The sequence below is a fragment of the Azotobacter vinelandii CA genome (genome assembly GCF_000380335.1).
GTDB classification, from domain to species: Bacteria; Pseudomonadota; Gammaproteobacteria; order Pseudomonadales; family Pseudomonadaceae; genus Azotobacter; species Azotobacter vinelandii.
Map to the genome: position 1 here is coordinate 1,272,844 of NC_021149.1, position 19,615 is coordinate 1,292,458.

General features: G+C 62.5%; 19 protein-coding genes and 1 other RNA gene. 16 read left to right on the top strand and 4 right to left on the bottom strand.

The genetic code is table 11. The features are described 5' to 3' along the window. Positions 1-48: 48 nt before the first annotated feature. Both AVCA_RS05915 and AVCA_RS05920 read left to right on the top strand, forming a co-directional pair. A complete protein-coding gene (locus AVCA_RS05915) occupies positions 49-666 on the top strand; it encodes a glutathione S-transferase N-terminal domain-containing protein (protein WP_012699955.1) in 618 nt (205 codons plus the stop codon). Between the two features lie 9 nt (positions 667-675). After that, positions 676-1,083: a ClpXP protease specificity-enhancing factor gene (locus AVCA_RS05920; protein ID WP_012699956.1), complete on the top strand. Its 408-nt coding sequence runs from the start codon at positions 676-678 to the stop codon at positions 1,081-1,083. A gap of 38 nt (positions 1,084-1,121) precedes the next feature. Here AVCA_RS05920 and AVCA_RS05925 read toward each other — a convergent pair whose 3' ends face one another. From AVCA_RS05925 to AVCA_RS05940, 4 genes are all read right to left on the bottom strand, one after another. After that, positions 1,122-1,655, bottom strand: coding sequence for a BON domain-containing protein (locus tag AVCA_RS05925; RefSeq protein ID WP_081434874.1), 534 nt, complete (start codon positions 1,653-1,655; stop codon positions 1,122-1,124). After that, entirely contained in the window at positions 1,652-2,245 is a 594-nt protein-coding gene (locus tag AVCA_RS05930; RefSeq protein ID WP_012699958.1) for a phosphoheptose isomerase, read from the bottom strand. The genes AVCA_RS05925 and AVCA_RS05930 overlap by 4 nt, the downstream gene beginning before the upstream one ends. A 106-nt stretch (positions 2,246-2,351) precedes the next feature. Next, complete coding sequence (locus AVCA_RS05935; protein ID WP_012699959.1) at positions 2,352-2,714, bottom strand: YraN family protein; 363 nt, start codon at positions 2,712-2,714, stop codon at positions 2,352-2,354. A gap of 1 nt (position 2,715) precedes the next feature. Beyond that, a complete protein-coding gene (locus AVCA_RS05940; protein WP_012699960.1) occupies positions 2,716-4,539 on the bottom strand; it encodes a penicillin-binding protein activator in 1,824 nt (607 codons plus the stop codon). Positions 4,540-4,652: 113 nt separating this feature from the next. Here AVCA_RS05940 and rsmI point away from each other — a divergent pair, with 113 nt between their 5' ends. The 14 genes from rsmI to AVCA_RS06005 all read left to right on the top strand — a co-directional run bounded on the left by rsmI (position 4,653) and on the right by AVCA_RS06005 (position 19,614). Next, positions 4,653-5,516: a 16S rRNA (cytidine(1402)-2'-O)-methyltransferase gene (rsmI, locus tag AVCA_RS05945; RefSeq protein ID WP_012699961.1), complete on the top strand. Its 864-nt coding sequence runs from the start codon at positions 4,653-4,655 to the stop codon at positions 5,514-5,516. A gap of 70 nt (positions 5,517-5,586) precedes the next feature. After that, positions 5,587-5,945, top strand: an RNA gene (rnpB, locus tag AVCA_RS24080) — RNase P RNA component class A. A 294-nt stretch (positions 5,946-6,239) separates the two neighbouring features. Then, positions 6,240-6,698, top strand: coding sequence for a division/cell wall cluster transcriptional repressor MraZ (gene mraZ / locus AVCA_RS05950; protein ID WP_012699962.1), 459 nt, complete (start codon positions 6,240-6,242; stop codon positions 6,696-6,698). Between the two features lie 2 nt (positions 6,699-6,700). Next, positions 6,701-7,642 carry a 16S rRNA (cytosine(1402)-N(4))-methyltransferase RsmH gene (gene rsmH, locus AVCA_RS05955; RefSeq protein WP_012699963.1) on the top strand — a complete coding sequence of 314 codons (942 nt, stop codon included), beginning with the start codon at positions 6,701-6,703 and terminating at the stop codon, positions 7,640-7,642. Beyond that, positions 7,639-7,932, top strand: a complete 294-nt coding sequence (gene ftsL / locus AVCA_RS05960; protein WP_012699964.1) for a cell division protein FtsL — start codon at positions 7,639-7,641, stop codon at positions 7,930-7,932. Before rsmH ends, ftsL begins: the two co-directional genes overlap by 4 nt. Beyond that, positions 7,929-9,668: a peptidoglycan D,D-transpeptidase FtsI family protein gene (locus AVCA_RS05965; protein WP_012699965.1), complete on the top strand. Its 1,740-nt coding sequence runs from the start codon at positions 7,929-7,931 to the stop codon at positions 9,666-9,668. Before ftsL ends, AVCA_RS05965 begins: the two co-directional genes overlap by 4 nt. Beyond that, the gene (locus AVCA_RS05970) at positions 9,668-11,131 is read left to right on the top strand and encodes a UDP-N-acetylmuramoyl-L-alanyl-D-glutamate--2,6-diaminopimelate ligase (protein ID WP_012699966.1); all 1,464 of its coding nucleotides are present in this window, start codon (positions 9,668-9,670) and stop codon (positions 11,129-11,131) included. The genes AVCA_RS05965 and AVCA_RS05970 overlap by 1 nt, the downstream gene beginning before the upstream one ends. After that, complete coding sequence (locus AVCA_RS05975) at positions 11,124-12,491, top strand: UDP-N-acetylmuramoyl-tripeptide--D-alanyl-D-alanine ligase (protein ID WP_012699967.1); 1,368 nt, start codon at positions 11,124-11,126, stop codon at positions 12,489-12,491. Before AVCA_RS05970 ends, AVCA_RS05975 begins: the two co-directional genes overlap by 8 nt. After that, the gene (gene mraY, locus AVCA_RS05980) at positions 12,492-13,574 is read left to right on the top strand and encodes a phospho-N-acetylmuramoyl-pentapeptide-transferase (protein ID WP_012699968.1); all 1,083 of its coding nucleotides are present in this window, start codon (positions 12,492-12,494) and stop codon (positions 13,572-13,574) included. A gap of 10 nt (positions 13,575-13,584) precedes the next feature. Further along, positions 13,585-14,931, top strand: a complete 1,347-nt coding sequence (gene murD, locus AVCA_RS05985; protein WP_012699969.1) for a UDP-N-acetylmuramoyl-L-alanine--D-glutamate ligase — start codon at positions 13,585-13,587, stop codon at positions 14,929-14,931. Then, positions 14,931-16,151, top strand: coding sequence for a putative lipid II flippase FtsW (ftsW, locus tag AVCA_RS05990; RefSeq protein ID WP_012699970.1), 1,221 nt, complete (start codon positions 14,931-14,933; stop codon positions 16,149-16,151). The genes murD and ftsW overlap by 1 nt, the downstream gene beginning before the upstream one ends. Next, the gene (gene murG / locus AVCA_RS05995; RefSeq protein WP_012699971.1) at positions 16,141-17,211 is read left to right on the top strand and encodes an undecaprenyldiphospho-muramoylpentapeptide beta-N-acetylglucosaminyltransferase; all 1,071 of its coding nucleotides are present in this window, start codon (positions 16,141-16,143) and stop codon (positions 17,209-17,211) included. Before ftsW ends, murG begins: the two co-directional genes overlap by 11 nt. Before the next feature lie 34 nt (positions 17,212-17,245). Next, positions 17,246-18,670, top strand: a complete 1,425-nt coding sequence (gene murC / locus AVCA_RS06000) for a UDP-N-acetylmuramate--L-alanine ligase (RefSeq protein ID WP_217652872.1) — start codon at positions 17,246-17,248, stop codon at positions 18,668-18,670. Next, positions 18,667-19,614, top strand: coding sequence for a D-alanine--D-alanine ligase (locus tag AVCA_RS06005; RefSeq protein WP_012699973.1), 948 nt, complete (start codon positions 18,667-18,669; stop codon positions 19,612-19,614). The genes murC and AVCA_RS06005 overlap by 4 nt, the downstream gene beginning before the upstream one ends. Position 19,615 lies beyond the last annotated feature (1 nt).

Consider the following 19,615-nt stretch of genomic DNA (forward strand, 5'->3'; position numbering starts at 1 on the left):
GTGTGTTTTTTTATTCCGAAAATATGACCTGCAACCGAGGGGCCGGGCATGACCAAACGGTTGACCTGTTACTCCGACCCGGCTGACCACTATTCCCATCGTGTGCGGATGGTGCTTGCCGAGAAAGGGATTGTCGTCCAGATCCTGGACATAGATCCGGGGCAGGACTCGGACAAGCTTGCCGAGCTCAATCCCTATGGCGCGTTACCCACGCTGATGGATCGTGATTTGCTCCTGTACGAGCCGGGGGTGATCATGGAGTATCTTGAGGAGCGTTATCCGCATCCGCCGCTGCTACCGGTGTATCCTGTCGCCCGTGCCAACAGTCGTCTGCTGATGCATCGTATCCAGAGCAACTGGTGCGTTCTGGTCGATCGGATTTTGAATGAGCGTAGCGATGGGGGCGGTTGCAATCAGTTGCGCAGGGAGCTGCGAGAGAGCCTGCTTGAAGTCGCTCCCTTATTTGCTGAAAAACCTTATTTTCTTAGTGACGAGCCAAGCTTGGTGGACTGCTGTCTCTTGCCGCTTCTCTGGCGGCTACCGCTATTGGGTATAGAGCTTCCGCGCAGTGCAAGGCCTCTGCTCGAATACATGGAGCGCCAGTTCGCTCGCCAGGCCTTTCAGGTCAGCCTGTCCGCTGTCGAACGCGATATGCGGCCAACATGAGGAGGTGATATGAACTCCAGTCGTCCCTATCTGCTGCGTGCGCTCTATGAGTGGATCGTCGATAACGATTGCACGCCTCACTTGCTGGTCAATGCCGAGATGCCGAATGTACAGGTTCCGGCCGGTTACGTGAGCGATGGGCAGATTGTCCTCAATATTTCTCCCAGCGCTGTGAGGCATCTGCATATGGACAATCAGGGGGTAAGTTTCGAAGGCCGCTTCGGTGGTGTCGCTCATAGCCTGTTCATACCACCCGAAGCCGTCATGGCTATCTATGCGCGCGAAAATGGCCAAGGCATGGTTTTCGAGGTCGAGCCACCGGCTGCGGAGGGAGGCGCTGGCCCCGACGATGATGGGCCTTCCGGTGGCGAGCCGCCGCGGCCGGCTGGGCGCCCGAGCCTGAAGGTGGTCAAATAGTCCGTACAAGAGGCGATCCCTCGGGATCGCCTTTTTATTCAGTCCGTGTACTGGAACAGTTTGACGACTTTCTGCACGCCGGAAACGCCCTGTACCAGATTGGCTGCTCTATTCGCTTCCTGTCGAGTGATCAATCCCAGTAGATAGACGATGCCGTTCTCGGTGACCACCTTGATTTTCGAGCCAGGGATCGTGCTATCGGCAAGCATTTGCGTCTTGATCTTGGTAGTCAGCAAAGAGTCGTTGCTGCGGGCAAGGAGCGAAGCGGGGGAAAGGATCTGTATTTCATTATGCACCCTCGTTACCCCGGGGACCGAGAGTGCGGCTTGTTCGGCGAGTTGCTTGAGTTCTGTGCGCGGAGTCTGGCCTGCAAGCAGGGTGACGCCATTGTAGGTCGTGACCACGATATGCGAACTGTCGCTATCCAGGTCGGCATGTGCCTGGCGGATTTTCTCGGCAACCTTGGGCTCGATGAATTGATCGTCAATGCTGTTACCGATGCTGCGATTGCTGCAGCCTCCCAAGAAGAGGCTTGCCGTCAGGGCACCAATGATCAGAAGTGAGCTTTTCATTCTTCGCTTCCAAACAGTTGATTGTCGATTAAATCGCACAAACAGTGGATGACCAGCAGGTGCACTTCCTGAATCCTGGCCGTAACCTTGGCTGGTATTCGGATTTCGATGTCCTCGGGGAGCAGTAATGCGGCCATGCCGCCCCCATCGCGGCCAGTCAAAGCAACTACCTGCATTTCCCTGTCATGAGCGGCCTGGATGGCTTGAATCACATTGGCGGAGTTGCCGCTGGTGGAAATGGCCAACAGAACGTCGCCGGGTTGACCCAGGGCGCGGATCTGCTTGGAAAAAACTTCGTTGTAGCTGTAATCGTTGGCGATCGAAGTGAGCGTCGAACTGTCGGTGGTCAGTGCGATGGCCGGCAGGCTGGGGCGTTCGCGCTCGAAGCGGTTGAGCAGTTCCGACGAGAAGTGTTGTGCATCTCCGGCTGAACCGCCATTGCCGCAAGAAAGGATCTTGCCTTCGTTGAGCAAGGCCTGAACCATGAGTTCGCTGGCTTGGACGATATGGGGGAGGATGACCTCCATGGCCTGCTGCTTGGTTTCAATGCTGGCCTGAAAGAGCTGGCTGATGCGGGCGTGCATGTCCATCGGCGATAGCCTTCAAAGTTGGTGTTCGCTGCGGTCAGAGGAAAGTCTGGCGCATGGGGGCGGTGGGGCTGCCGCAGAACGTTTGAGAACTAGGTAGCTTGCCGGATCAGGCATCGAAAGCACTGCGAATCCAGTTCAGACGGCTGGATGCGCTCTCGTCGGCATTGATGGCAATGACATCGAAACGGCAGGGATGCCTGGCCCAACGTGTTTCTTGCTGTAGAAAATACTGAGCGGTGCGGATGAGTTTCATGCGCTTGCGTGTATCGATGCTCTCCAGTGCGCCTCCCCAGGCGAGATGCCGCCGATAGCGCACCTCGATGAATACTACCGTATCGCCGTCGAGCATGACCAGATCGAGCTCGCCGCATCGACAGCGCCAGTTTTGCGCCAGGAGGCGCATCCCTTGCGCTGTTAGATGGAGTAGGGCAAGAGCCTCGGCATCGCGTCCTATGCGTTGCCTGTCCATGTCAGAAACCGCTGGCCGGCAAGCGCTGTATCTGGCCATCGCGAAACGCAGCCCAAGGCAACTGGCGCTGGATGCGCTGGTCGGGACTCAGGCTCAGGTTGCCGGAGAGCCCGTCGATGCGGGTTTCCGGTAGTGCCTTGAGTTGTGCCAGTCGCGGAGCGACTCGGTAGGCATCGACGCCCATGGCGTAGAGGCGTCCCAGACTACCTTTGGCCTGCGGCCATTGATTTCCAACCAGTTGCGGTAGGTTGTCATTCGGATTTGCATCCAGCAGCCAGGGTGTTTCGCAGAACTGAATACCTTCGAGGTCAAGGTAATAGTTCCGTTCCTCCTTGGGGCTGTAGAGATGCGAAGTGGCATAGATCGGTACGTCGCCGGCATATTGGAAGGCGAGGGTCGGCTTGATTTGCTGGGCCTGCTGCGGGGTGGCGGCGAGGAAAATGAAGTCGATATCGCGGCGCCGCGAGGGTTGTGCGACCACCTCGCTACCAAGCACAGCCTGCAGGCGTTTGCCGCGTGCCTCGCTTTGACGCAGTTGGAACAGTTCGGCAATCTGCTGAGCCAGATGGGCAGGCTGATCGATCCGAACGACGGCAACCAGGTTGCCGCCCGCAGCCTGCCAGCTTTGCTGGAAGGCTTGAAGAACCCGGTCGCCCCATTCGCCGGAGGGCACCATGGCGACGCCCCTGCGCATACCGTCTGCCCAGGCGCGGCGGGCGGCTCCTCGGGCTTCATCTTCTGCTGCCAGACCGAATTGGAAAAGCTGTGGCGGGCCTTCCTGTCCGGCGTTGCCGTAGTTCAGGGCGAGCGTGGTGATCGGTAGCTGTTCCCGATCACCGAGCTGTTTGACCAGGGTTTTTTCCAGGGGGCCGACGACCAGTTGCACTCCGGCGGCCTGGGCCTGGCGATAGAAGTCGTCGATGGAGGTCAATCGGCTGCTGTCGTAGAGCTCGATGCTGGGGGGCTGCTGGCCGAGTTGCTGCGCTTGGTAATGGGCGGCCATGAAGCCGTTGCGCAAGGCACGGGACACTGAGGCGAGCTGGCCTTCCTCCGGAAGCAGCAGGGCAATCTTGTTCAGCGGTTGGCTGGCCAGCTCGCGTAGTTTGATGAGCGGTACCGGCAACTGCAGGGCTGCCGGATGCTGCGGGTTGGCTGCGCGCCACTGGTCGATGGCCGCCTGCTGCAACTCCAGGGTGCCGGCACTTTTTATGCCGCGAGCCAAGGCCAGCCAACCTCCCAGTTCACTGTTCTCTTCTCCGGGGGCATTCAGAGCATCCAGTGGCAGACCCTGAATCAGTCGCCAGATCCGCTCGTGGTTTTCGCTGGCGTTCGATTCGCTCAGTAGGGGAGCGATGAAAATCCGCTCGCGGGCAGCGCTCAGGTGCTGTCCATCCGCTTCCAGGGCACGTGCGCGCGTGAGTTGGGTGCGAATCTGTTGCTGTATGGGCAGTTCGCCCAAGTGTTGCATGCTGGGGTGGTCGAGGGTTTTGAGCGCTACTTTGGGATTGTTGCGGGCCAAGGCGATCTCTGCGCCGAGAGTGCTGGCGAAGATCTGCTGGGCGGGCTTGAGACTATCCAGCGGAATTTGCTCGAGAATGCGCATGGCCTGGGCCAGGTCCTTCTGCCGGTAAGCCTGGTCAGCGGCCGTCAGACGCAGGAGTGCGGCCTTTTCCGGTTTGCTTTTGTCTGCCTGCTGCAGGAGTTGCTCGACGCTGGCTTGTGAAGGCGAGGGCAGTTCGCCCAGCTTGGACGACGGCGAACTGGCACAGGCAGTCAGGAGACCGGCAAGAAAAAGGGCGGAAAGGGGGCGCAGACAGGCGATCATTGAGGCGTTCCTGATGCTCAAGGACAATTGAAGAATTGTACCCAAGCCTTGGGTGTGATGTCGTGATCGGGAAACCGGTTACAATGCGTGTTTTGATCGTCTAAGGGGGTGCCATGGCCGTATCCGCTGCGCTGAATCCAAGGATAGGCATCCTTTATGTCGTTGCTACCCCGATTGGCAACCTTGACGATATCTCCACACGGGCGCTCAGCGTGCTGCGCGACGTGGCCCTGATCGCGGCCGAGGATACTCGTCATTCCGCGCGTTTGCTGCAGCATTTCGGCATCATGACGCCCTTGGCTGCCTGTCATGAGCACAATGAGCGTGACCAGGGCGCGCGCTTCCTGGCGCGGCTGCTGGCTGGTGAGGATGTCGCGCTGATTTCCGATGCCGGTACCCCATTGATCTCCGATCCAGGGTTTCATCTGGTACGTCAGGCGCGCGCCGCCGGTATAAGGGTGGTCCCGGTGCCCGGCCCCTGTGCCTTGATCACGGCGCTGTCCGCCGCGGGATTGCCTTCGGATCGTTTTGTCTTCGAGGGTTTTTTGCCGGCCAGGACGGCTGCGCGTCAAGCTCGTTTGGAGCGCTTGAAAGAAGAGTCTCGCACGCTGATTTTCTACGAGGCGCCGCATCGGTTGCTCGAATGCCTGGGTGATCTCGAGCGGATCATGGGGAGCGATCGTCTGGCGGTTCTGGCACGAGAGCTGACCAAGACCTTCGAAACCTTCCAGGGATTGCCCCTCGGCGAGTTGCGTGCCTGGGTTGCTGCCGATGGCAATCAGCAACGTGGCGAGTGCGTGCTCTTGTTGGCTGGCTGGCAGGCTCCTTCCGACAATTCGGTATCGGCGGAAGCGCTTCGCGTCCTCGATCTCTTGTTAAAGGAGATGCCGTTGGGGAAGGCTGCAGCTTTGGCCGCTGAGATTACCGGAGTACGCAAGAACCTGCTTTATCAGGCAGCTCTGGAACGTCGAGGATGAGGCCGGCGCATGTTGCCCTGGAGGAGGAGTGCTTGCGGATACTGTCGGCGAGCATTACCCTTGCCGGCGGAGAGTCGGTTGGACAGTCGCTGTCCCATATTGTTCCTCAATATGGGAGGGAGGAAAGTCCGGGCTCCATAGGGCAGAGTGCCAGGTAACGCCTGGGAGGCGCGAGCCTACGGAAAGTGCCACAGAAAACAACCGCCTAAGCGCGCAAGCGCCGGTAAGGGTGAAAAGGTGCGGTAAGAGCGCACCGCACGGCTGGCAACAGTTCGTGGCTAGGTAAACCCCACTCGGAGCAAGACCAAATAGGGATCCATTGGCGTGGCCCGCGCTGGATCCGGGTAGGTTGCTAAAGGCGGCCAGCGATGGTCGTCGTAGAGGAATGACTGTCCTCGACAGAACCCGGCTTACAGACCGGCTCTCCCCCTTTTTCTCCTCGCCGCGCTTTGTGAGGCCTATCAGAGGCCGAGCAGGAAACCTCCATCTCATAATCCCCTTCAAGTATGCAATTCAGCTTGTTGATTTTGCTGAATTTGTTCCGCATTAGTTGCGATTTTTCTCTCTCATAATCAGCTAAATCGCCGTCCCATAAGGATTTTTTCATTTTCCGCTGCCTTGACGGTGGGGTGGGGCGTTTCTATAGTGTGCGCAAGGTGGTACGAAGTGGCATAAAGTGGGTTTCAGTGGGCAGGGAAGCTTGCAGTCAGGGGAAGCGCGACCGTGTTTCGCGGAGCAAATGCCGTCAGTCTTGACGCTAAGGGGCGGATTTCGATGCCTGCCCGGTATCGTGAGGAGCTCATGGCTCGCTCGGCGGGGCAACTCATCGTCACCATCGATGCGATGGACCCCTGTCTCTGCATATACCCTCTGCCGGAATGGGAGCTCATCGAGACCAAACTGCGTGAGCTTCCTTCGCTGCGTGAGGAAACTCGCCGTCTGCAGCGGCTTTTGATCGGTAATGCCGTGGATCTCGAGCTGGATGGCAGTGGGCGTTTCCTGATTCCGCCACGCCTGCGGGAGCATGCGAGTCTGGACAAGCACGCGATGCTGGTCGGCCAACTGAACAAATTTCAGCTGTGGAATGAAGATGCCTGGATCGCGATTGCAAATGCGGATCTGGCGGCTATCAAACAACAACCCGGAGACCTGCCGGGCGAATTGCGCGACTTGATCCTGTGATTATGAAGAGTGGTTTCAGTCATATCACCGTGCTGCTTGAAGAGGCGGTCGACGCTCTGTCCATCCGGGAGGGCGGCTGTTATCTGGACGGCACTTTCGGGCGAGGCGGGCATAGCAGGCTGATTCTCGGGCGTCTTGGCGCGGGAGGTATCCTGCTTGGGTTCGACAAGGATCCCCAGGCGGTCGCTGCCGGGCTTGCTCTGGCTACGGAGGACGCTCGCTTCGTCATCGTGCAGCGCAGTTTTGCCGAGTTGGCGGACGAGATGAAAATGCGTGGGCTGGTCGGCAAGGTCAGTGGTGTGCTGCTCGATCTGGGTGTGTCCTCGCCGCAACTGGACGATCCCGAGCGTGGTTTCAGCTTTCTCAACGACGGTCCGCTGGACATGCGTATGGATCCGGGCCGCGGCCTGAGTGCGGCCGAATGGCTGGCTCAGGCTTCCTGCGAGGAGATTGCCCACGTGTTCAAGGATTATGGTGAAGAGCGCTTTGCCAGGCGCATGGCTCAGGCCGTGGTACAGCGTCGCCAGGAGAGGCCGTTCGAGCGTACCGCCGATCTGGCGCAGGTACTGGCTGCCGCCAATCCAGCCTGGGAGAAGGGCAAGAACCCGGCAACGCGTGCCTTTCAGGGCTTGCGTATTCATATAAACAATGAGCTTGGCGATCTCGAGCAGGGGCTTGATGCTGCGCTGGAGGTACTTGAAGTCGGTGGCCGCCTGGCCGTGATCAGTTTCCATTCGCTGGAGGACCGCATCGTCAAGCGGTTCATGCGTCGGCAGGTCAAGGGCGAGGCTGACAAGCTGCCGCGTGATCTGCCGATCCGTCCGGCTGCCTTCGAGCCGCGTCTCAAGCTGATTGGCAAGCCGCGATATGCCTCCGAATCCGAACTCAAGACCAATCCCCGTGCCCGCAGCGCGATCATGCGTGTGGCGGAGAAGCTTCGATGAGTCGTATGTCGGACAAGACCATGCCGGGCGGTAGTCTGTTGATGCTGGTACTTTTCGTTGCCTCCCTGTTCTCCGCCATCGCGGTGTCCTATAGCGCCTACTGGAATCGTCAGTTGCTCAATGCCCTGTACGGCGAACTGAGCGAGCGCGACAAGCTGCAGGCCGAATGGGGACGATTGATCCTCGAGCAGAGCACCTGGACCGCGCATGGCCGGGTCGAGACCCTGGCCACCGAAACTTTGAAGATGCGCGTCCCGGACGCGGCGGAAGTACGGCTGGTGGCGCCATGATGAAGCTCGAGGGGGCACTCTATCCCTGGCGTTTCCGTCTGGTGCTGATTCTCCTGGCTCTGATGGTGGCTACCATCGCCTGGCGCATCGTCGACCTACACATTTTCGATCATGATTTCCTCAAGGGGCAGGGTGATGCACGCAGCATGCGGCACATCCCTATCCCCGCGCATCGTGGACTGATCACCGATCGCAATGGCGAGCCTCTGGCGGTCAGTACTCCGGTCACCACCCTGTGGGCCAATCCGAAGGAGCTGGCCGGTGCACGCGACCAGTGGGCCACCCTGGCCAAGGCCCTGGGCCAGGATGAGAAGGCGCTGACCGAGCGTCTCGAGCAACTGGCTGGCCGCGAGTTCGCCTATCTGGTCCGAGGGTTGACCCCGGAGCAGGGGCAGGCCGTGCTCGATTTGAAGATCCCGGGTGTCTACGCCCTGGAAGAGTTCCGGCGTTTCTATCCGGCGGGCGAGGTCACCGCCCATGTGCTCGGCTTCACCGATATCGATGATCATGGGCGCGAAGGCATGGAGCTGGCCTTCGACGAATGGCTGGCCGGTGTGCCCGGCAAGCGGCAAGTGCTGAAGGACCGTCGCGGTAGGCTGATCCGGGATGTCCAGGTGGTACAGAACGCCAAGGCTGGCAAGACGCTGGCGCTGTCCATCGATCTGCGGCTGCAGTATCTGGCACATCGGGAGTTGCGCAATGCCATTACCGAGGTCGGCGCCAAGGCCGGCACCCTGGTGATGATCGATGTGAAGACCGGCGAAGTGTTGGCGATGGTCAACCAGCCGACCTACAACCCGAACAACAAGCGCAACCTCAATCCGGCGGCCATGCGCAATCGCGCCCTGGTCGATGTCTTCGAGCCCGGCTCGACGATGAAGCCGCTTTCCATGAGCGCCGCGCTGGAAACCGGACGCTGGAAGCCCAGCGACAGGGTGGAGGTGGCGCCGGGCAGGTTGCAGATCGGGCGCTATACCATTCGCGATGTTTCGCACGCCGAAGGAGGCGTTCTGGATCTGACTGGCATCCTGATCAAGTCGAGTAACGTCGGCATGAGCAAGGTTGCCTTCGATATCGGTGGTGCATCCATCCACTCGCTGATGCAGCGTGTCGGTTTCGGCCAGGATACCGGTCTGAGCTTCCCTGGCGAGCAGGTGGGCAACCTGCCCAGTCATCGCGAATGGCGCAAGGCGGAGACTGCCACGCTGTCCTATGGCTATGGCCTCTCGGTAACGGCCGTTCAACTGGCCCATGCCTATGCCACGCTGGCCAACGATGGTCGTTCGTTGCCTCTTGCGTTGGCCCGGCAGGAACAGGCGCCGGAAGGCGTTCAGGTCATCTCCCCGAACGTCGCCAAGACCATGCAGGGCATGTTGCAGCAGGTCGTCGAAGCTCCGGGCGGCGTATTCCGCGCCAAGGTGCCGGGATATCACGTCGCAGGCAAGAGCGGCACGGCGCGCAAGGCCAGCGTGGGCGCCAAGGGATACAAGGAAAAGTCGTATCGCTCGCTGTTTGCCGGCTTCGCCCCGACCAGCGCCCCTCGTATCGCCATGGCCGTGGTGATCGACGAGCCGAGCAACGGCGCCTATTTCGGTGGTCTGGTTTCGGCGCCCGTATTCGGCCGGGTCATGGCCGGCGCGTTGCGCCTGATGAACGTGGCACCGGACAACCTGCCGCCGCCGGCCGAGACCAAGACCGTCAACAAGGATGCGTCCGGCAAAGGAGAGCGTATCTGATGCCCATGCCGCTCAATCAGTTGCTGCCACAGGCCGAGACGGCGCTACTGATCCGGGAGTTGACCCTGGACAGCCGCCAGGTGCGTCCGGGGGACCTCTTTCTCGCGGTTCCGGGGGGCCGGCAGGATGGCCGCGCCCATATCCCGGATGCGCTTGCCCGGGGGGCGGCGGCCGTGGCCTACGAGGCCGCGGGGGCGCCATCGTTCGCTGACGGTGGTGTACCGTTGGTTCCAATCAAAGGGCTGGCCGGGCAGTTGTCGGCAATTGCCGGCCGCTTCTATGGCGAGCCGAGCCGAGCCTTGTGTCTGGTCGGTGTGACCGGGACCAACGGCAAGACCAGCGTCAGCCAACTACTCGCCCAGGCCCTGGATTTGCTCGGGGAGCGCTGCGGCATCATCGGTACCCTGGGCAATGGTTTTCATGGCGCGTTGCAGAGTGGTCGCCACACCACGCCCGACCCGATCAGCGTGCAGGCGGCTTTGGCGGGATTGAAGCAGGCCGGTGCCCGTGCGGTATCCATGGAAGTGTCTTCCCATGCGCTCGCGCAGGGCCGTGTGTCGGCGCTGGACTTCGATGTGGCGATTTTCACCAATCTGTCGCGCGACCATCTCGACTACCACGGCAGCATGGATGCCTATGGTGCGGCCAAGGCCCGGCTGTTCGCCTGGCCCGGGCTGCGCTGCCGGGTGCTCAATCTGGACGATCCCTTCGGTCGGCTCCTGGCTGGGGAGGCGAATGCATCCCGCCTGATCGGTTACAGCCTGGAGAGTCGCTCTGCCCAGGTGCACTGTCGCCGTGCGCATTTCGACGAGCAGGGGGTACGGGCCGAGGTGGCGACCCCGCAAGGTGAGGGATTGCTGCACAGCCCGCTGCTGGGGCGTTTCAATCTGAGCAACCTGTTGGCGGTGGTCGGGGCACTGCTGGGGCTGGACTACGCACTGGACGAAATTCTCCGCGTCGTGCCGCAATTGCAGGCTCCGGCCGGACGCATGCAGCGGCTGGGGGGAGGCGCCAAGCCGCTGGTCGTGGTGGATTATGCCCATACCCCGGATGCCTTGGAGAAGGTTCTGGAGGCGCTGCGTCCCCATGTCCGCGGGCGCCTGCTGTGCCTGTTCGGCTGCGGCGGCGATCGTGATCGCGGCAAGCGTCCGCTGATGGCGGCGGTCGCCGAGCGCCTGGCCGATGCGCTGCTGATTACTGACGACAACCCTCGCAGCGAGTCTCCGGAGCAGATTTTCGCCGATATCCGCAGCGGTATCGGTGTACCGGAAAAGGTTACCTGCCTGCATGGACGTGGCCAGGCCATCGCCCGCCTGATCGCCGGTGCCGACGCGAGCGACGTGCTGTTGCTGGCCGGCAAGGGGCATGAGGACTACCAGGAAATCAATGGCGTGCGTCAGCCTTTTTCCGACATCGAGGAGGCCGCCAAGGCCCTGTACGCCTGGGAAGTAGCTCATGCTTAAGGCTCTGTACCTGAACGAAATCGCCGGTCCGCTGCAGGGGGCCTTGGCAGGGGATGATGTGACGTTCGATTCGGTCGGCACGGATAGTCGGGCGATTCGTTCGGGACAATTGTTCGTCGCGCTGGTCGGACCACGTTTCGATGGCCATGCATTTCTCGCCGAGGTTGCCGCCAAGGGGGCCGTGGCTGCCCTCGTGCAGCGCACCATGCCGGAGCTGGGACTGCCGCAGTTGCAGGTGGCCGATACCCGGCTTGCCCTCGGTCGGCTTGGGAGCCTCAATCGCCAGGCCTACAGCGGTCCTTTGGCCGCGGTGACCGGTTCCAGCGGCAAGACCACGGTCAAGGAAATGCTCGCCAGCATCCTGCGTACCCGTGGTCCGGTGTTGGCGACCCGTGGCAACCTGAACAATGACCTGGGGGTGCCGCTGACCTTGCTGGAACTGGCGCCCGAGCATGTCGGTGCGGTGATCGAACTGGGCGCTTCCCGGATCGGCGAGATCGCCTACACCGTCGCTCTGACCCGTCCGCAGGTGGCGATCATCACCAACGCCGGCACGGCGCATGTCGGCGAGTTCGGCGGGCCGGAGAAGATCGTCGAGGCCAAGGGCGAGATACTCGAGGGCCTGCCGGCCGACGGCATTGCCGTGCTCAATCGCGATGATCCGGCGTTTGACATCTGGCAGCGGCGCGCCGCGGGGCGGCGCGTGCTGAGTTTCGCACTGGATGCGAGCGACGCCGATTTCCTGGCGCGGGATATCCAGCCCGACGCCCGTGGCTGCCCGGCTTTCACGCTCCGGGGGCCCGCCGGCGAGGCGCGCATCCAGCTCAATCTGCTGGGCCGGCACAATGTGGCCAATGCCCTGGCCGCTGCCTCCGCGGCCCATGCCCTGGGGATGCCGCTGGTCGGAATCCGGGCCGGGCTGGAAAGCCTGCAGCCGGTCAAGGGCCGCGCCGTGGCGCAGTTCGCGCCGAGTGGCGTACGAGTGATCGATGACAGCTACAACGCAAATCCCGCGTCAATGCGTGCGGCTATCGATATACTCGCCGGCTTTTCCGGACGCACCCTCCTTGCTCTCGGCGACATGGGCGAACTGGGTGCCTGGGCGGAAGAGGGCCACCGTCAGGTCGGTGCCTATGCGGCCGGCAAGGTCGATGCCCTGTATGCCGTGGGGCCGCTGATGACGCATGCGGTCGCGGCGTTCGGAAAAGGCGGCCGGCATTTCGCCGACCAAGCCGGTCTGCTCGAGGCCCTGTGCAGCGAGCAGCATCCTGATACCACCATTCTGATCAAGGGTTCGCGAAGTGCGGCGATGGACAAGATCGTCTCGGCTCTCTGCGGTTCCAGCGAGGAGATTCATTAAATGCTGCTGCTGCTGGCAGAGTACCTGCAACAGTTCCATACCGGTTTCGCGGTCGTCCAGTATCTGACCCTGCGCGGGATTCTCGGGGTGCTGACCGCCCTGATCCTGGCTCTGTGCCTGGGCCCCTGGATGATCCGGACCCTGCAGATCCGCCAGATCGGCCAGGCGGTGCGCGACGACGGTCCGCAGTCGCACCTGTCGAAGAAGGGTACGCCGACCATGGGCGGCGCGCTCATCCTGTCCGCCATCGCCATCAGCACCCTGCTCTGGGCGGACCTGTCCAACCGCTACGTCTGGACCGTACTGGCCGTGACCCTGCTGTTCGGTGCCATCGGCTGGGTCGATGACTACCGCAAGGTGATCGAGAAGAACTCCCGCGGCCTGCCGAGCCGCTGGAAGTATTTCTGGCAATCGGTCTTCGGCCTCGGCGCCGCGCTCTTCCTTTATATGACTGCACAGACTCCGGCCGAAACCACCTTGATCCTGCCGTTGATCAAGACCATCGAGATCCCTCTCGGCGCCGCATTCATCGTGCTGACCTATTTCGTCATCGTCGGCTCGAGCAATGCGGTGAACCTGACCGACGGACTCGACGGTCTGGCGATCATGCCCACGGTGATGGTCGGTGGTGCCCTGGGCATCTTCTGCTATCTGTCCGGCAACGTGAAGTTCGCCGAGTACCTGCTGATTCCCAGCGTGGCAGGCGCCGGCGAACTGATCGTGTTCTGCGGCGCGCTGATCGGTGCCGGTCTCGGTTTTCTCTGGTTCAACACCTATCCGGCCCAAGTCTTCATGGGCGATGTGGGAGCGCTGGCGCTGGGAGCGGCGCTGGGCACCATCGCGGTGATCGTTCGTCAGGAGGTGGTGCTGTTCATCATGGGAGGAGTGTTCGTCATGGAAACCCTGTCGGTGATGATCCAGGTCGCCTCCTTCAAGCTCACCGGCAAGCGCGTGTTCCGCATGGCACCGATCCACCACCACTTCGAACTGAAGGGCTGGCCGGAGCCACGGGTGATCGTGCGTTTCTGGATCATCACCGTGGTTCTGGTGCTGATCGGTTTGGCGACCCTGAAGTTGCGCTGAGGGCAGGGAAATGAGCCTGATCGCTTCCGACCAATTCCGCATCGTCGTCGGTCTCGGCAAGAGCGGCATGTCCCTGGTGCGCTTCCTGGCCCGCCAGGGCGCGCGGTTCGCCGTGGTCGACACCCGCGCCAATCCTCCGGAGCTGGCCACCTTGAAGGCACAGTTCCCGCAGGTCGAAGTGCGTTGCGGTGAGTTGGACGTGGAATTCCTCTGCCGCGCCAGCGAGCTTTACGTCAGTCCTGGCCTGGCTCTGTCCACGCCGGCATTGCAGGCCGCAGCCGCGCGCGGAGTGAGGTTGTCCGGCGACATCGAGTTGTTCGCCCGGTACGCCAGGGCGCCGATCGTCGCCATTACCGGCTCCAACGCCAAGAGCACGGTGACCACCCTGGTTGGCGAGATGGCCCGGGCGGCCGGGCGGCGTGTGGCGGTGGGCGGCAATCTGGGTACTCCGGCCCTCGACCTGCTGGACGATGGCATCGAGTTGTATGTGCTGGAGTTGTCCAGCTTCCAGTTGGAGACCACCGAACGGCTGAATGCCGAGGTCGCCACCTGTCTCAACGTCAGTGAAGACCACATGGATCGCTATGCCGACCTGCAGGCCTATCACCTGGCCAAGCACCGCATCTTCCGCGGCGCACGCCAGGTGGTGGTGAACCGGGACGATGCCTTGTCCCGGCCGCTGGTCGCCGACCGGCTACCATGCTGGACCTTCGGCCTCGGCAAGCCGGATTTCAAGGGGTTCGGTCTGCTGGAGGAGAACGGCGAGAAATGCCTGGCCTTCCAGTTCGAGACGCTCATGCCGGTCCGCGAACTGAAGATTCGCGGTGCCCACAACCAGGCCAATGCCCTGGCGGCAATGGCCCTGGGGCACGCGGTTGGCTTGCCGTTCGCGCCGATGCTGGAGACTCTGAAGCGCTTCGCCGGATTGCCCCACCGTTGCCAGTGGCTGCGGGACGTGCGTGAAGTGGGGTATTACGATGACTCCAAGGCAACCAATGTCGGTGCCGCGCTGGCAGCGATCGAGGGGCTGGGGGCGGATATCGCCGGCAAGCTGGTGCTGATCGCCGGTGGCGATGGCAAGGGGGCGGATTTCTCCAGTCTTCGTCGGCCGGTCGCTGAGCACTGCCGTGCCGTAGTGTTGCTCGGGCGCGATGCCGGGCGCATCGCCGTGGTGCTGGATGGCGCCGTACCGCTGGTCCGGGTCGGGACGTTGGAGGAGGCGGTCGAGCGTTCGGCTTCCCTGGCCGAGGCGGGCGATGCCGTGCTGCTGTCGCCGGCCTGCGCCAGCCTGGATATGTTCCGAAACTTCGAAGAGCGTGGACGCCTGTTCGCCCAAGCGGTGGGAGGGCTCTCCTGATGCTGGCCCTGTTGCGTCCCTATCCGTCGCCACTCTTCAGCCAGCGTGGCTTCGATGTCGACTTTCCGATGCTGGCCGGTTGCTTGGCCCTGCTCGGCCTCGGACTGGTGATGATTACCTCGGCATCCTCCGAAGTCGCTGCGGTGCAAGCCGGTAACACCTTTTATTACATGGTCCGCCATCTGGTGTATCTGGTGATCGGCATCGTCGCGGGTGGCGTGGTGATGCTGATACCGCTGGAAACCTGGCAGAGCATGGGGGGCAAGCTGCTGCTGGCCGCCTTTGGTGTGCTGATCCTCGTGCTGGTCCCGGGTATCGGGCGCGAGGTGAACGGTTCGATGCGCTGGATCGGTTTCGGTGCTTTCAACGTCCAGCCATCGGAGCTCGCCAAGTTGTTCGTGGTGATCTACCTCGCCGGCTATCTGGTGCGCCGCGAGGACGAGGTGCGCCGGCGCTGGATCGGCTTCATCAAGCCGATCATCGTATTGATCCCGTTGGCTGGGTTGCTGCTGCTGGAGCCGGACTTCGGCGCCACCGTGGTGATGCTGGGCTCCGCTGCGGCGATGTTGTTCCTCGGCGGCGTCGGCCTGTTCCGTTTCACCCTGTTGGCCGGCGCTGCCGTCGCTGCGGTGTTCGTGCTGGTGCAGACCCAGGAATATCGCCTGCAACGCCTGATCACCTTCACAGATCCCTGGGCCGACCAGTTCGGTGCCGGTTATCAGTTGACCCAGGCGCTGATCGCTTTCGGGCGTGGCGAGTGGCTGGGGGTCGGACTCGGCAACAGCGTACAGAAGCAGTTCTACCTGCCGGAGGCGCACACCGATTTCGTCTTCTCCGTGCTGGCCGAGGAACTGGGGATGTTCGGTGCGTTGGCGACCCTCGGCCTATTTACCTTCGTTTGCGTGCGCGCGCTCTATCTCGGGCTATGGGCCGAGAAGGCGCGGCAATATTTCTCGGCCTATGTGGCCTATGGACTGGCCTTCCTGTGGATCGGCCAGTTCCTCATCAACATCGGGGTGAATGTCGGTCTGCTGCCGACCAAGGGGCTGACCCTGCCTTTCCTCAGTTATGGCGGTAGTTCGCTGGTGATCTGCTGTGTCAGCCTGGGTCTGCTGTTGCGTCTGGACTGGGAGCGCCGCACTCGGCTGGGCAACGAAAACGCACGGTTCAGCGAGGAAGATTTCGCCGAGGATCACGAGGAGCAAACCGATGGGCGCTAATGTACTGATCATGGCAGGCGGTACTGGGGGCCATGTATTCCCGGCGCTTGCTTGTGCACGGGAATTCCAGGCGCGTGGCTATGCCGTGCACTGGCTCGGTACACCGCGTGGAATCGAGAACGATCTGGTGCCCTCGGCCGGGCTGCCGCTGCATCGGATTCAGATCGGCGGGCTGCGTGGCAAGGGGTTGGCAACCCTGCTCAAGGCTCCTTTCCAATTAATCCGCTCGCTGTTCCAGGCCCGTCGGATCATGAACGAGCTGCGTCCCGTATGCGTGCTGGGTATGGGCGGATTCGTCACCGGTCCCGGCGGTGTGGCGGCAAAACTGACTGGCGCCCCCCTGGTCATCCACGAGCAGAATGCCGTGGCAGGCACCTCAAACCGGGCATTGGCGCCGCTGGCCGACAGGATCTGCGAGGCCTTTCCGGATACCTTCAAGCCCACCGGCAAACGCCGTACTACCGGTAATCCGGTGCGTTCCGAGCTGTTTCTGGACAGCTCGCGGCAGATCCCCGACGGACGCAGGCTGCGCCTGCTGGTCCTGGGCGGAAGCCTGGGCGCCGAGCCCCTGAACAAGCTGCTGCCCGCGGCCCTGGCGCTGATTCCTGTGGAGCAGCGGCCGGAGCTCTTTCATCAGGCCGGTCGCCAGCACCATGAGAGCACCGCCGATCGCTACCGCGAAGCCGGGGTGGAGGCCGAGGTCGTGCCCTTCATCGAGGATATGGCCCGCGTCTACGCCTGGGCCGATCTGGTGGTCTGCCGTGCTGGCGCCTTGACCGTGAGCGAGCTTGCCGCCGCCGGGCTGCCTGCGTTGCTGGTGCCGCTGCCGCATGCCATCGACGATCACCAGACCCGCAATGCCGATTATCTGGCACGGGAGGGCGCGGCCTTCCTGTTGCCGCAAGCGACCACGACAGCCGCCGACCTGGCCGCCCGCCTGAGCGAGGTATCGATGCACCCCGAGCAACTCGAAGGTATGGCCGCCAGGGCCCGCCGTCTGGCCAAGCCCGATGCGACCCGTACGGTCGTGGACATCTGCCTGGAGGTGGCGCGTGGTTAAGTCCCAGGACGCGATCCAGGCCGAGATCCGCCGCATGCGGCGGATCGGGTGCATTCACTTCGTCGGTATCGGGGGGGCCGGCATGTGTGGCATCGCCGAGGTACTGCTGAATCTCGGTTATGAGGTTTCCGGTTCCGATCTCAAGGCGTCGCCCGTGACCGCGCGCCTGGAAAGCTTCGGTGCGAAGATTTTCATCGGTCATCGTGCCGAGAATGCCGCCAGCGCCGATGTGCTGGTGGTATCCAGTGCGGTGAACAGTTCCAACCCTGAGGTGATGACCGCCCTGGAACGACGCATCCCGGTGGTGCCGCGGGCGGAGATGCTCGCCGAACTGATGCGTTACCGACATGGCATCGCCGTGGCCGGTACCCATGGCAAGACCACCACCACCAGTCTGATCGCTTCGGTATTCGCGGCCGGTGGGCTGGACCCGACCTTCGTCATCGGCGGCCGGCTGAATGCCGCAGGCACCAATGCCCAGCTCGGCAGCAGCCGCTATCTGATCGCCGAGGCCGACGAGAGCGACGCCAGTTTCCTGCATCTGCAGCCCATGGTGGCCGTGGTCACCAACATTGATGCCGATCACATGGACACTTATGAAGGCGACTTCAGCCGGCTGAAGAAGACCTTCGTGGATTTTCTGCACAATCTTCCGTTCTACGGCCTGGCGGTGCTTTGTGTGGATGATCCGGTGGTACGCGAGATCCTGCCCCTGGTCGCCCGTCCGACGATCACCTATGGCCTCGGCGAGGATGCCGATATACGTGCCGTCGACATCCGCCAGGCCGGAATGCGTACCTATTTCACCGTGTTGCGCCAGGAGCGTGCACCGCTCGAGATGTCGGTCAACATGCCGGGAGTGCACAACGTGCTGAATGCCCTGGCCACCATTGCCATCGCCTGCGACGAAGGCATCGACGATACCGCCATCGTCCAGGGACTGTCGGGCTTCCAGGGGGTCGGCCGGCGCTTTCAGGTGTATGGCGAACTGCAGATCGAGGGGGGCGGCGTGATGCTGGTCGACGACTATGGCCATCATCCACGCGAGGTCGCCGCGGTGCTCAAGGCAGTCCGTGGCGGCTGGCCGGATCGCCGTCTGGTGATGGTCTACCAGCCGCACCGCTTCACCCGGACGCGCGATCTCTACGAGGACTTCGTCCAGATCCTGTCCGATGCCAATGTGCTGCTGCTGATGGAGGTCTACCCGGCCGGCGAGGAGCCGATTCCCGGGGCCGACAGTCGCAGCCTGTGCCGCAGCATCCGCCAGCGCGGCCAACTGGACCCGATCTACGTCGAGCGTGGTGCGGATATTGCCCCGTTGCTCAAGCCGTTGCTGCGTCCCGGCGACATCCTGCTTTGCCAGGGGGCCGGCGATATCGGCGGCCTGGCACCACAACTGCTCCGGAATCCGTTGTTCGGCGGCCGGCCCGAGGCGGTCGCCCAGAGGGAATTGCCATGAATCACGCCCTGAAGTCCACACTGGCTCCGCAAGCCTTCGGTCGTGTCGCCGTACTGTTCGGCGGCAAGAGCGCCGAGCGGGCGGTCTCCCTGAAGTCCGGCCAGGCCGTGCTGGAAGCGCTGCAGAGCGCCGGCGTGGACGCTTTCGGCATCGACGTCGGCGACGACCTGCTCGAGCGACTGGGTCGCGAGCGGATCGATCGGGCCTTCATCGTCCTGCATGGCCGTGGCGGCGAGGATGGCAGCATGCAGGGCCTGCTCGAATGTGTCGGCATTCCCTACACCGGCAGCGGCGTTCTCGCTTCGGCCCTGGCGATGGACAAGCTGCGCACCAAGCAGGTCTGGCAGAGCCTGGGGTTGCCGACGCCGCGCCATGCGGTGCCGACCAGCGAGAGCGACTGCCGGGCCGCCGCACGGGATCTCGGTTTTCCGCTGATCGTCAAGCCGGCCCACGAAGGCTCGAGCATCGGCATGGCCAAGGTGAATGACATCGACGAACTGATCGCCGCCTGGCTGTCTGCCCGCTCCCATGACCCCCAGGTGCTGGTCGAGCAGTGGATCCAGGGGCCGGAGTTCACCGTCGCCCTATTGCGTGGGCAGGTGTTACCTCCGATCGGTCTGGGCACGCCGCACAGTTTCTACGATTACGACGCCAAGTATCTGGCCTCGGATACCCAGTACCGGATTCCCTGCGGGCTCGATTCCAGCAAGGAGGAGGAGTTGAAGGCGTTGTGCGCGCGTGCCTGCGAGGCGGTGGGGGTGCAGGGTTGGGCGCGGGTCGACGTGATGCAGGACGCGGAGGGCCGCTTCTGGCTGCTTGAAGTCAATACGGTGCCGGGCATGACCGATCATAGTCTGGTGCCGATGGCCGCGCGTGCCGCGGGACTGGATTTCCAGCAACTGGTGCTGGCGGTTCTGGCCGACAGCGTCGAGGCAAGGGGCTGAG